The organism is Luteimonas panaciterrae, assembly GCF_020511115.1.
Taxonomy (GTDB): domain Bacteria; phylum Pseudomonadota; class Gammaproteobacteria; order Xanthomonadales; family Xanthomonadaceae; genus Luteimonas; species Luteimonas panaciterrae.
Window position 1 is genome coordinate 1 of record NZ_JAJAVH010000011.1, and the last position, 12,568, is coordinate 12,568.

At 59.8% G+C, this 12,568-nt stretch carries 12 protein-coding genes and 1 tRNA gene; 3 read left to right on the forward strand and 10 right to left on the reverse strand.

What is annotated here, in order from left to right:
* A partial coding sequence (locus tag LG367_RS12760; protein WP_226469647.1) for a hypothetical protein occupies positions 1-429 on the reverse strand: 429 nt, incomplete at its 3' end.
* Positions 430-630: 201 nt separating this feature from the next.
* Positions 631-1,956 (reverse strand): outer membrane protein transport protein, encoded by a 1,326-nt coding sequence (locus LG367_RS12765; protein WP_226469648.1) that lies wholly within the window; start codon positions 1,954-1,956, stop codon positions 631-633.
* 328 nt (positions 1,957-2,284) lie between these two features.
* Here LG367_RS12765 and LG367_RS12770 point away from each other — a divergent pair, with 328 nt between their 5' ends.
* Entirely contained in the window at positions 2,285-3,886 is a 1,602-nt protein-coding gene (locus tag LG367_RS12770) for a lipase family protein (protein WP_226469649.1), read from the forward strand.
* A 118-nt stretch (positions 3,887-4,004) separates the two neighbouring features.
* Here LG367_RS12770 and LG367_RS12775 read toward each other — a convergent pair whose 3' ends face one another.
* Positions 4,005-4,427 (reverse strand): VOC family protein, encoded by a 423-nt coding sequence (locus LG367_RS12775; protein ID WP_226469650.1) that lies wholly within the window; start codon positions 4,425-4,427, stop codon positions 4,005-4,007.
* A 439-nt stretch (positions 4,428-4,866) separates the two neighbouring features.
* Between LG367_RS12775 and LG367_RS12780 the strand changes: the two genes are divergently transcribed.
* Positions 4,867-5,994: a linear amide C-N hydrolase gene (locus LG367_RS12780; protein WP_226469651.1), complete on the forward strand. Its 1,128-nt coding sequence runs from the start codon at positions 4,867-4,869 to the stop codon at positions 5,992-5,994.
* A 169-nt stretch (positions 5,995-6,163) separates the two neighbouring features.
* Here LG367_RS12780 and LG367_RS12785 read toward each other — a convergent pair whose 3' ends face one another.
* From LG367_RS12785 to LG367_RS12805, 5 genes are all read right to left on the reverse strand, one after another.
* Positions 6,164-6,994: a DUF4434 domain-containing protein gene (locus LG367_RS12785; protein WP_319004028.1), complete on the reverse strand. Its 831-nt coding sequence runs from the start codon at positions 6,992-6,994 to the stop codon at positions 6,164-6,166.
* Positions 6,995-7,473: 479 nt separating this feature from the next.
* Positions 7,474-8,475 (reverse strand): NADP-dependent oxidoreductase, encoded by a 1,002-nt coding sequence (locus LG367_RS12790; protein ID WP_226469652.1) that lies wholly within the window; start codon positions 8,473-8,475, stop codon positions 7,474-7,476.
* 42 nt (positions 8,476-8,517) lie between these two features.
* Complete coding sequence (locus LG367_RS12795; RefSeq protein ID WP_226469653.1) at positions 8,518-9,369, reverse strand: oxidoreductase; 852 nt, start codon at positions 9,367-9,369, stop codon at positions 8,518-8,520.
* A 98-nt stretch (positions 9,370-9,467) separates the two neighbouring features.
* Positions 9,468-10,043 carry a TetR/AcrR family transcriptional regulator gene (locus tag LG367_RS12800; RefSeq protein WP_226469654.1) on the reverse strand — a complete coding sequence of 192 codons (576 nt, stop codon included), beginning with the start codon at positions 10,041-10,043 and terminating at the stop codon, positions 9,468-9,470.
* Between the two features lie 421 nt (positions 10,044-10,464).
* Positions 10,465-10,540: transfer RNA gene (locus tag LG367_RS12805), tRNA-Phe, on the reverse strand.
* Between the two features lie 172 nt (positions 10,541-10,712).
* Between LG367_RS12805 and LG367_RS12810 the strand changes: the two genes are divergently transcribed.
* On the forward strand, positions 10,713-11,156 hold the full coding sequence (locus LG367_RS12810) for a DUF6491 family protein (protein ID WP_226469655.1): 444 nt from the start codon (positions 10,713-10,715) through the stop codon (positions 11,154-11,156).
* Here the strand turns inward: LG367_RS12810 and LG367_RS12815 are convergent.
* Positions 11,129-11,407 (reverse strand): oxidative damage protection protein, encoded by a 279-nt coding sequence (locus LG367_RS12815; protein ID WP_226469656.1) that lies wholly within the window; start codon positions 11,405-11,407, stop codon positions 11,129-11,131. The two genes, LG367_RS12810 and LG367_RS12815, sit on opposite strands and share 28 nt — an antisense overlap.
* Positions 11,404-12,501 (reverse strand): A/G-specific adenine glycosylase, encoded by a 1,098-nt coding sequence (gene mutY, locus LG367_RS12820; RefSeq protein WP_226469910.1) that lies wholly within the window; start codon positions 12,499-12,501, stop codon positions 11,404-11,406. Before mutY ends, LG367_RS12815 begins: the two co-directional genes overlap by 4 nt.
* Between the last annotated feature and the right edge of the window lie 67 nt (positions 12,502-12,568).

Sequence of the window (12,568 nt, forward strand, 5' to 3'; positions counted from 1 at the left end):
CCCGCCGAGCGTCACCCCGCCCGAGATCGCATACGACGGCTCATCGTCGGGATTAAGCGAGTCGTAGAACGATTGATACGAGACCAGCTTCTTCGGGCCGAAATTGAAGGCCGGTTGGACCACGGACGTGACATTCACCGTCGCCTGTCCGAGCTGTCCGGTCGAGCGATACAACAGCTGTGTAGTCTTGATCGGCAGCGGAAACCCGATGACGTGGTAAGGGATGATGCGGGTCTTCAATACCGTGCCAGGCGCAATGTTTTCCAGCGGTGTGCTGCCGTCGTATCGGTAGAACGGATCCTGGCCCGGAGGAAGCCGTGCCTCGGCCGAAGTGGTTACCCCTGCGAATGCCAGCATCGCCGCGACCAGGGCTGCGTGTTTATGCGTGACCGCGCGTCGACGGTTTTTCGCACATTTCTTTTCGGACATCTGATGCTCCCGTGGGTTGGATTGACAACGCAATGAACCGGCATCGCTGGAGATGCCGGCAAAGTGGATGGTCAATGAGCGCTACTCCCGTGCTCACTTCTAAGAGTTAAGAGGCGGTTTGGAGTTTCATCGTGCGAAATCTGCGAGGCCGTTGGACGGCATGGGGGCGCCTACAGAAGTCCAGTTCGCAACTCGATCTTGTTAGAAACGCCATGCTCCTTCGAAGGCGAGGATGTCACCTCCCACATCGAAGGCGCCTTGCAGTGTGCTGCCTGTGGCCGATACCAGATCTGTCTTGGAATCGTTCACGAACAGGTGTGTGTAGCCAACGCTGTACTCCGCCGATTCTGAAACTTGCCAAGTCGCACCCAGCGACAGCCAAGTGCGATCCGTGTCCGGTACTCGCACATCCCGCACTTTGTTGGTGACTGGCGATTGGTCATAGGCGACGCCAGCGCGTAACGTCAGCTTCTCGTTGGCCTTGTATTCCGTGCCGATGGAGGCGAAGGTCGTATCGCGATAGCCGAAGTTGAGGACTTGGTTGGCTTGGGGCGATCGGAAGTCAAGTTCGACTTCCTGGAACTTACCCCATGCGGTTCGGCTTACGTCCGCCATGATCGACCACTGGTCGTTCAGTCGGTGCGAGAAGCTGGCGGTCAAGGTGGCCGGCAGCTTCAACGAAGTGGAGGCGCGAGTGTCCGTGAACCATCCGGGACGACCCACGGCCAGGATGGATTGGACAGCCGATGGGACATCGAAGTGTGCATCTACATCATTCGGTTCGTGATTGACTTGTGAGCGATAGGCGATGCCGATGTTGGTGTGCTCGGAAGGGCTGAAAAGGCCGCCGATCGTGAAGCCCCACTCGTTGTTGCTCGCATCGATGCGGCTGTAACCGTCGGCACTGGTCGGGGCATAACCTGGAACACCGCTGGCGGCAAGGAGTGTTCCAAAATCAATAGCAGTGTTGAGTTTGGCCTGCGCGTGCTCGATGAAGACGGAGCCGCCAAATGAAACGTAAGGGTTGACGTCGTATGAGAAGGAAGCACCTACGTCAACGGTTCTGATTTCCGTCTTGGTGCCATGGTAGCGACCTAGCCAGGACCGGCCGTAATCGGTTTTGAAGCCGAAGGGAGCGGTGACCGAGAAGCCCAGGTGCATGCGTTCACCGATGGGCGTTTGAAAGTACAGGGCAGGAAGCGGGGATGTGGCGCCCGCATCGCCACCATCGCCGCCGCTTAACGGACGACCGAAGGCGTCTTGTCCGGTGCCGCTGAATTCGACCGAGTAATTGACAGCCGTCAGATCGGCTTGAAGCACGCGGCCGCCCAGCAGGCGCATTGCTGCCGGATTGTCAGCGACGACGGAGGCATCGCCGGGTGTGCTGATGGAACCCGCAAAGGCTCGACCTTGTCCCTTGGCACTTTTTTCTTTCAGCTGGAATGCCGCCGCATGGGCGTGTCCGACGGCGAAGAGGCTGGCCAAGGTAAACAGGATGGCTTGGGTGAGACGTGTGGGGTTGGTCATTCATTGTGCTCAAAAAAAGAGGTTGGAATAAGCAACACGGCCCCTGATCTCAGAGGGCTGTGTTGGAAACGGGTAGAACATGACGCAGCATCGATCTGGCGGCCAATGCATCACTGGTGTTCGCCCGTGGAACACGTTGCCTAGATGCCCGTGATTGCGATGTATTCGCATGGTGGAATGGCTCATCTGCATTGATCGAGGCAGCTGTCGAAGTGGCGCTGTGCAGACGTTTGTCTCCCCCAAGCGCCGGCTTGTCGAAGAGCACGACACGACGCGTCAAAGCGTCGACGAAGATTTCAAAGGCTACTAGTCTCTGCCAATTCTCTTGATGCTATTCAGAAATCGTTGCGTCGGATCAAATGGTCGCCTATCTGATAATGCCGTTGATGCCACCTTGACGTGCTTTCTGAAAGCATTCCCAGGTGTCGCCTATTGTGTGCAGAATTTTTTCGTTGCGGACACTTGTCTTTGCAGTGATGTTGTTCCGCACATCATGGGCATCATGAAGATGCCATTCCCTGGAGAGTGGCCCATTGTTCCTCGTGACGCCGGTTTTCAGCGTCGTCATATGCTCGTGGAGCGCGTAATGTCTGAGATGAGAGATGAGATGAGTCGCCGGCTTGCCGCCGTGCGTGGACGATTGGCCATGCTTGTTGTATCGCTGGCATTCCTGGGGCCAGCGACTTCGGCGGAAGCACGGCTTCCTCCAAGCGAAGATCCGTTCTATCAGTACGACGGCAGTATGCCGCTCGAGGATATCTTGCCCGGCACAGTGTTGAAGAGCCGTTTGGTTCCCTATCACATCGTCGGGTTTCCGCTGCCGATCAAGGTCACGCAGTTGTTGTATCGCTCGACTGGGCAGCTTGGGCAGGCGACAGTCAACGTCACTTCCGTTGCCCAGCCGGCCTTCAACTTTGGTCCCAAGAGAGTGGTCTCGTACCAATCGGCCTATGATTCGCTGAATCCGGCTGACGAGCCGTCCTACGCGATCTCCGGTGGGTTGACGCTCGGCGGATTGATCCCGAATATCGAGGCGGTATTGATCATTCCGCTTTTGTCGAAGGGCTACACCGTCGTGGTTCCCGACATTCAAGGCCAGCGGGCGAACCTGGTGGTTGGACAAGAATACGGAATGAACACCTTGGATTCGTTGCGGGCGGCGTTCGCCTCTCCGGCGATCGGCCTTCCAAGCGATACCAAGGTCGCGCTGATCGGCTACTCCGGTGGCGCGATCGCAGCGGAGTGGGCGGCCGAACTTGCCCCGGGTTACGCGCCCGACATGGACAAGCGAATCATCGGAACATCAATTGGCGGTGTGTTCGCGCACCCAGTCAACAATCTGCATTATGTTGATGGAAGTCAGCAATGGTCCGGCGTCATGGTGATGGCGTTCATCGGCCTTGCACGCGCATACGAAATCGATCTGGCGCCCTATCTCAACGACTACGGCAAGACCCTGTACGAACGTATACACGAGGCTTCGATCTTAAGCGTTCTGAATCAATACCCAGGACTCACATGGGCATCGATCACTAAGCCGGGGTACCAGGCACCGGAGCAGATTCCAGAGCTCGTAGAGGCCTTGAATGACACAATCATGGGAACAGGCGGTACGCCGTCGGCGCCGTTGCAAATCCGGCAAGGTGCCGGTGGTGAATCGGAAGGTACGCCGGGCAATAAGTCAGGCATCGGCCCTGGCGATGGCATCATGGTGGCCGGTGATGTCCGCAGCCTGGTTCGCGAATATTGCTCACGCGGGGCCAAGGTTCAATACGGGCAGAGCGAGTCTCTCGGTCACACTCTCACCGCGCTTGTCTGGATTGCCGAGATGCTGCCCTGGGCGGGTGAGCGGTTCGCTGGCCATGCGGCATCGCAAAACTGTTCGCTAATCCCGCCGGGAAACCCACGGGACCCAATCCCTTCTCTCTGAGAAAGCGCTCTTCAATGAAAGAGCAAGGAAAATTTGATTCTTTCAAGTCAACCCCGCGTTGGGATGATTCGGAAAGGGAACTTCCGTTACTGGCGCACTGCGTTTGTGGTGCTTGCGCTCAGCTGAGCTCCTGGGCGAGTCCGATGAGAATCCCTCCAGGTCCTCGAATGTAGCAGAGCCGATATACGTCTTGATAACGAACGACTTCGCCTACGAGTTGTGCGCCGCGCTTGCGGAGCTTCTCGAGGGTCTCGTCGATGTCGTCCACGGTGAACATGACGCGTAGATAGCCCAGAGCATTCACCGGGGCGTTCCGGTGATCTGCGACGATGGTTGGCGTGAGAAACTGGGAGAGCTCGAGCCGGCTGTGACCGTCGGGGGTGCGCATCATGGCAACCTCGACGCGTTGATCGCCCAATCCGGTGACACGTCCGGCCCATTCTCCTTCGATCGTAGCTCGCCCTTCGAGCTCGAGGCCGAGCTCGCGAAAGAAATCAATCGTCGCTGCGAGATCAGCGACGACGATTCCTACGTTATCCATCCGCTTAAGCCCCATGTTTCGAATCTACAAGATGTCGTCTTTTCTGACAACGGAGCGCGCGGCATCTGGTGTGATTCCTAAGCTCAAGATAGTCGTCGGATCTGCTTTTGTCCGGGGTGGCCCACTCATCGGCTTCGAGCCAGACTGAAGTGACGTACTGCGGACGGCTACCAACACGTGGCGCCACCGCGTTCACCACATTGCCAGGAATAATCTGGACACAAATCACACGCCTTCATTGTCCGGTGTCATTGCCGCTTCACGCTCGTGTGGCTCATTCGGGATTTTCGGTGAATGCCGCCAGGATTCTGCGCGTTGCGTCGCAATCCTCTCCCGTCGCTCAGGTGTAGAAGTGCCAGCCAGGCTCCGCTTTCGCCGCACAGCGGAACGCTCGACGCGATGTTGCACACCCAAGCCATGGACAAGGAGAGACACTCGCATGTGCACCAACTTCCTACTCGCCGTTCCGCAAATTCCCGCTACCGCCAATACCATCCAATACGTCAGTGCGCGCTGCATGGAGCTCACAGGTGCTCTGGCGACGCATCTCTATCTGGTTCCGGCGCAGCAGCAATTCCCATTGGTCCCGAACCGCTCCACGCCTTGGATCGGCCAGTACGGCTTCGTCGGCCTGGCTGATCCTCAGACAATGGCCGAATTCCCCTGTTTCATGGACGGCATCAACGAAGTTGGTCTGTCCTGTGCGGCGCTGTGGTTGCCGGGCACCGAGTTTCCCTCGGCGAAGGGCGCGAAAAACGTCGAGTTTTCCGATCTGTGCGCCTGGGTGATGAGCAACTTCTCCTCAGTCAACGATCTGCTCGAAGCACTGCCAAACATTCAGTTCCTCGGCCCAAAGGCCGGCGCGATCGATTACGTGCCGCTGCACTTCATCGCCACCGATTCCGCCGGTCAGAGCGTGGTGATCGAATTCCTCGACGGCCAGACGGTGGTTTATCCGCCGTCCTACGGAGATGGCGCCACCGCCGACGGCGTGCTGACCAACGGGCCGGACTATGCCTGGCAACGCACCAATCTGCTCAGCTACTCGCATTTGAGCGTGAAAGGTGGCGGCACCTCGCGATCCACTCAGGTGGCGCCGCCGGTCGGCAACGGCTTGCTCGGTCTTCCCGGCGACATCATGTCGGCATCGCGTTTCGTCAAGGCGGCGACGTTCCGCCGCGGCTTCGGCCTGTTGCCTGCAGACGGCAAAGGCTGGCTGCCGACGCCCAAGGAAGCCGGTGCCACCGAAAGCACCCAGACCGTGGTCAATGTAGCGCTGCAGATGGTGCAAATGATCCAAGCCACACCCTACGGGACTGCTCTGATCAAACCGAAAGATCCGCTCGACAAACCCAGTGTCGGTGATTGGACGATGTGGCAGGTGGCACGTGATCACAGCAATTTCGCCTACTACTTCAGCAGCGCCTTCAACGCCGGCGTGCAGAAGATCAATCTGACCCAGCCGATCTTTGGTGGTGGCAGCGTCAAGGTTCGTGATTTGAAGTCGATCCCAGTGTTACCCGGCCCAAGCCAGTGGTACACCGATATGACGGCAAGCCTGACCTGAGCGCCGCGGCTGGCAAACAGACAGTACGGCGCCGCTACAATGCCTCGTGTTCGACATACATCCTGCAAATGACCCGGGCAGCTCTCTTTGAATTTTCTCCTCATCCTTTGTCTTGAGGGGAGAGAGTACGGTCGCTGACGGCGATGAAACCGGCAGCGGCCGTGATTGCTCAATACGCCAGCTTGCCTTCGGTAGAGGGCAGATAGCGCAGTGAGAAAAACACGCTATCGCCACCGCAGGGCGCGCGTTGTCGCAGCGCCGCCGACATCTCAGACGGTGGAAGCGGCCGTGCGTGGAACTGACCTTCGGTCGAATCAGCCTGCCGAAACACTTCGAATATCAGGCCACGCATCGCCGTGGCCTCACATTGAGCCGCAAGCGCCAGATAGGGCGCGCGTCCAGCGGCATCGAGGCGGCCGGTGCCGGCGCCGTCCTGAATCCAGATGCGAAGGCCGTGGGCGTCGAGGTCGCGGATCATGTCCGCATAGGCGTCGGGCGGCATTTGCGCTGTGAAGAATGACGTCGCGTAGACCGGCCTGGGCAGTATCGAATGCAGCTTTCGTGTTTCGATCGCCAGGTGATGCGCCAGCTTGCGGCGTCGGCTGGAGTCGCGCCAATGAAGGTCGTCAATTTCGAGCGTCAGATACCAGCCGCTGATGATGTCCGATTGCAGGGTGCGCGCCCATGTTCGCGCCAGTTCCAGATCTTGCGCGCGCAATGCCGAGAGATAGCCCTTGAGCGCTTTCGGAGGCTGTGTCAGGCGATTGAAGAAAGCCGGATCTGCATGCAGGCCCAACACCACGTGCAGGCCTGCCGAGTGAGCCTGTTCGATCCGCTCCCGCAGCCAGTCCATGCCCTCGGCATCGGCGAAGGCCTCGCCATGACGTGTCCATTGCAAGACGACCGTGTCGAACCCTGCGGCCCGGGTGGCGGTGAAGAGGGCAGGCCAGCGTTCGGCCGGCAGCGCACGATCGCACGCGCTATTCCCCTGGATTTTTATAGGCCATTGCCATGTCCAGACACTTTCAGTTTCATGACATCAGAAATGAGAACCCTTGGATATGTAATCTATAAATGCTGTGAGATAAATAATATCTGTGGAATATATTTGATCTGATGATCCGTTCGCGCAGGAGACCAGTCCTCATCCGTGAACACGATATGCGTTTCGCGCCAGAAATTCAGGGCAGCGCATCTTTGACATAAGCGATTTTCGTATTGCGAGCAAGAACTAGCCCGGTAACTTGGATCGCCGATTTTGGAAGATGTAAAGGCAACTGCGATATCGGAAGGCGGGCAGAGCAAAGCGGGCCAAGAGAATGGGGTATCGCAGTGGGCACTGCTGGGGAGGGTAGATTGCGGCGTGCTAGGTTGCGGCCATCAACAGGTGGCGCATGATGGGTAAGGAGAGCGCTGTCTTTGGTCGTGGATTGTCTGCTTGCGACCAAAAGCAGACCCAGCTCCTGCTGGGCGATATCTCTACCCCATTCTGATAACGACCTTGCCTTTCGCCCGGCCCTTGTCTACATAAGTCATGGCCTCATTCGTCGATGCGAATGGAAAGACTTGATCCACGACGGGGCGAAGGGCGCCCGAGTCGACCAAGGAAGCGATCTTGCCCAACTGATCGCCGTTCGCTCGCATGAAGTGGAAGGAATAGCTCACACCACGACGCCGAGCCTGCTTCCTGATGCGATAGCTCAGAAGGCGCATGACCTGCCTCATGAACCAGGAAGCGCCGATCTCCGTTGCAAACTCGGTATCGGGTGGACCGGATATCGAGATGAGCTTGCCGCCGGGTTTCAGCACACGCAGCGACTTTTCGAGCACGTCCGGGCCGAGGCCGTTCAGGACGACGTCGTACCCCTGAAGCACCTGCTCGAAATCCTCCTTGCTGTAATCGATGACCACATCTGCGCCAAGCCGCTTCACCCAATCCGCGTTGGTCGCGCTCGTGGTGGTGGCCACGAACGTCCCGAGATGCTTCGCCAGTTGGATGGCAACGGAGCCCACGCCGCCGGAGCCGGCGTGGACGAGGACTTTTTGTCCCTTCTTTAGATTTGCCCGTTCGACCAGTACTTGCCATGCAGTCAATGCAACCAATGGAAGCGACGCAGCCTCTTCCATGCTGATTGTCTTGGGCTTGTGTGCCACTGCCGCTTCATTCATCGCGATCCGCTCGGCGAACGCGCCAATTCGCGCGGCATCCGGCCTGGCATAGATCTCGTCGCCGGGCTTGAATCGCCGCACTTTGGGTCCGACGCGAATCACGACGCCGGCCACATCATTGCCTAAGATCAAAGGCAGACGATAGGGCAGGAGGAGCTTGAATTCGCCGTTCCTGATCTTGGAGTCCAGCACGTTCACGCTGGCGGCGTGGACCTGGACCAGCACGTCATCGTCGCGCAGCTCCGGCTCCGGCATGTCGCCGAGGCGCAATGCGCCACTTTTCTTGTAGTGATCGACGATGAATGCCTTCATGACTGCTTCTCTGGGGGTGCAAAAAGGGGCGCGTAAGAACGCTTACTCTAGGACCGGCGTGCGTGCCGGCGATGCCGTTGTGGCGTCGAGCCGCAAGTCTTTTCGAATGCCAGCGTCCACCAGTCGAGCCGGCGCAAATCTGCGAAGCAATCGCAGGCGATTCGCGAGCCCACCAGCGGTGTACCGGAGTTTTGGCTGGGCGGCGATGGCCGCTTGCAGCACGACATCGGCCACGACGGTCGGCTCGTCAGCCTCTGCCATCACCTTCTTGATCACTTTGTTCAGGAGCGCGCGAACTTCCCGATATTCGTCGAGCTGCGAATCGGGGGCTAGAAAGTTCGCGTCGAATTGCGTCTTCGTGTAAGCGGGCTCGATCACCGAGACCCGGATGCCTCTTGTGCGCAACTCGTGGTCGAGCGACTCGGAGTAGCCTTCAACCGCATGCTTGGTTGCGGCATACAGAGCCCCGTAAGGCATCGGAAGGAAACCAAGCACCGAACCGATGTTGATGATGCGGCCATTCCCCTGGTGTCGCATGTAAGGCACGACGGCACGGGTCATGCGGATAAGCCCGAAGAAGTTGGTTTCAAAGATCGCCTTGGCCTGCTCGATCGAGCTCTCTTCCGCTCCCGCAGGCGCAACACCGAAGCCAGCATTGTTCACCAGCAGATCGATGCGGCCTTCCAGCCGGATCAGCTGGCTGACGGCGGCTTCGACCGACTCGTCGCTGGTCACGTCGAGCGGCAGCATGTGGAACAACTGTTGGCTGCCCTGCGCGCCGCGTCTGCTGGTGCCGTAGACCTTGTAGCCGGCCTTGGCGAGCCGCTGCGCAATGGCTTCGCCGATACCTGACGAAGCGCCTGTTACGAGGGCAATGGATCCTTTGCTTTTCATGGGAATGCCTTCTATCGGAGGTAAAAGTGATGCGAGATATATGATGTTCGTCATATTGGAAATCGAACGGATAGACGCAGATTTCTAACGGCTCAGTTCTAGGTCGGAGCGAGATGCTTCAGCGCTGCTTCGCGTAGCCCATCGGAAAGCCTGGGCTCGTCGACGGCACGCGCCAGCACCAGCGCACCCACCATCGTCGCGACGGTGAAGAGGGCATGTTCGTGCGCGCCCGGCTGCCCCCAGTCGGGCGACTGGCGGGCGACGAGGTCGATCATCTCCTTGATGCGGCGCGTGGCGGCGCGCCGTACCTCAGGCGCCTGGCGTGGCATCTCCGAGCCAAGCGCGGCCGTTGCGCAGCCGCTCTCAATCCCTTCGAGGTGCTCCTTCGAGAGATAGGCCCGCATCATGGCCGGGAGTGCCTGCTGTGGCGGCGAACTGGCGGCGATGCGCTCCATCATCGCCACGCTTTCACTGCCGGCGCGATCGGCGGCTTCGGCGAGCATCGCCTCGCGCGACGGGAAATGGGCATAGAAGCCGCCGTGCGTCAGACCGGCGGCTTTCATGATGTCGGCGACGCCGGTGCCGTTGTAGCCACTGCGCCGGATAGCGCGAGCGGCGGCGTCGACGATGCGATCGTGCGTGGCTTCTTTGGACCTGGGAGTGGCTCGTTTCATATGATGATCATCATATTTGATGTCGGCATATGATGCAATGGGCTTTTCCCGGGGCAGGTTGGGGGTGGCTTTTGGCTGGGATGCCAATGTCCGCTATAGGTCGGAAGCAGCCATCTTCGATGGCTATCATGCATGGTTGCTGTGTCTCCGCTCTCCATCGGTTTGATGTTCTCTTTGCTTACCGAAATAGGTTGCAGAACCGCTTTTTGCAACCCTTTGAATTTGCAGGTGAAGTTCCCGTGTCATGACACAGGACGAATTTCACAAACGGAGAAAAACGGGCGGAAGAGAGAGGAGTTTGGCCTGAGAGAGGCCAGAAACTTGTTCGCGCCGACACGGCGTGAATGCACGAAACCCTGCGAAATAAGGGGTTTTTGCCAGAAACGAAAAACCCACCGGAGAGCGGTGGGTTTTGATGAGGTGGTGGCCGGGGAGGGAATCGAACCCCCGACACGGGGATTTTCAATCCCCTGCTCTACCAACTGAGCTACCCGGCCAAACGCTGCGGCCTTGGCCGTGCGAGCCGCGCATCATACGGGGCTGAACGGCGGGGAGCAAGAAGCTCGCGGCTGGCTGAACGGGCCGCGCGTGCTCCCTTGGGCGGCATGCGGCCCGAGCGCATCATCGTGCTACCTCATCCAGCGCCGCTGTGCGGCAAGGGAAACGGGCATGAAAACGATGATTTTCGCGGCCGCCCTGAGTGCCGCATTGCCACTGTTGGCCGCCTGCGCGACCACGGGCATGAGCGATTCCGAAAAGCTGGCGCTCTACAGCAGCCATGCCGGCAAGCCGGTGTCGAACTTCCACTACTTCGGCCGTATCGACGGCTGGACGCCGCTCGGCGACAGCGCGGTGGCGGTGTGGACCAAGCCCAACCAGGCCTATCTGCTGAGCCTGTACGGTCCATGCCAGAACCTCGAATTCACCCCGGTGATCGGCGTGACCAGCCAGATGAACCAGGTGTACGCGAAGTTCGACAAGATCATCGCGCACGATCGCGGTTCGATCGAGTTCCCGTGCCGAATCAATGAAATCCGTCCGCTCGATGTGAAGGCGATCAGGGCCGCGGAGAAGACCGCGCGCGATCAGGCGTCGCCGTCCACCGGAACGTAGCCGGCCGGCCTCTCGGCGCCGCCGCCGAACAGGAATTTCCGCATCTCGTCTTCGAGGAAGGCGCGGTGGTTCGGGTCGAGCGGTGAGAGCCGGTTTTCGTTGATCAGCATGGTCTGGTGCGCCAGCCATGCGGCCCAGGCGGTCTTGCCGATGTGGGCGAAGACGCGTTTGCCGAGTTCGCCGGGCCAGGGCACGAAGTCCAGGCCTTCGGTTTCGCGGTGTTCGTATTCGCAATAAACCATGCGCGTCATGACGATGTGGTCCCGTGATCCTGATGTTGTCGGAATTGCGCTTCGAGCAGGGTGCGGACCGGTGCCGGAATGCCGAGCGTGGCGAGGTCTTCGCGCGTTGCCCAGCGCATGTCGTCATTGTCGCGCACGACGGTGCGCGGCGTGACGGCGTGCCAGCGTAGCGGCTGCAGGCGCAGGTGGTAGTGGGTGAAGCCGTGGTCGATGGCATCGAGTGCCTCGCCGCCGTCGTAGTCGCCGGTGACGTGGGTCTCGAACCAGGCGCGTGCGTCCTCATGCGCCTCGCTTTGCGGCAGCGACCAGAGTGACGCCCACACACCGGTCGGCGGACGCCGTTGCAGGAGAACGCGATCCTGGGCATCGCGCAGCAGCAGCACGAAGGCCGAGCGTTCGGGCAGTGGCTTGCCGGGTTTCGGCGTCGGTAGTTCGGCGACGCGGCCGGTGGTCAGTGCGGCGCAGTGTTCCTGCAATGGGCAGAGCACGCAGGCCGGATCGAAGCGGGTGCACAGCGTGGCACCGAAATCCATTTGCGCCTGGGTGTAGTCGGGCAGTCGTGCATCGGGCAGTTGCCGGCTCCGCACATGATGCTCGGCAAGCGACCACAATTTCTTTTCCACGGAGGGCTGTCCGGGCCAGCCATCGACACCGTGATAGCGGCACAGCACACGCTTGACGTTGCCGTCGAGGATGGCGTGGCGATCGCCCCAGGCCTGCGACAGAATCGCGCCGGCGGTGCTGCGGCCGATGCCGGGCAATGCGATGAGTGCATCGAAGTCGCGCGGCAGTTCGCCGCCGTGCCGTTCCGCGCACGCACGCGCGGCCGCGTGCAGGTTGCGGGCGCGTGCGTAGTAACCGAGTCCCGACCACAGCGCCAGCACGGTGTCGAGTTCGGCGGCGGCGAGCGCGGCGACGTCGGGCAGGGCGGTGACGAAGCGTTCGAAGTAGGGAATGACGACGCGGACTTGTGTCTGCTGCAGCATGATTTCCGACAGCCAGACGCGGTACGGCGTGCGCGGATGCTGCCAGGGCAGATCGTGGCGGCCGGAGACGTCGAACCAGTTCAGCAGCTTGGCTGCGAAGGTGTCATTCGAATCCATCGCCGAAACCTGCTGGTCGCCGTGCGAATCTTTCACCGGCACGGGGATTTTCAATTTCCTGCTTCCC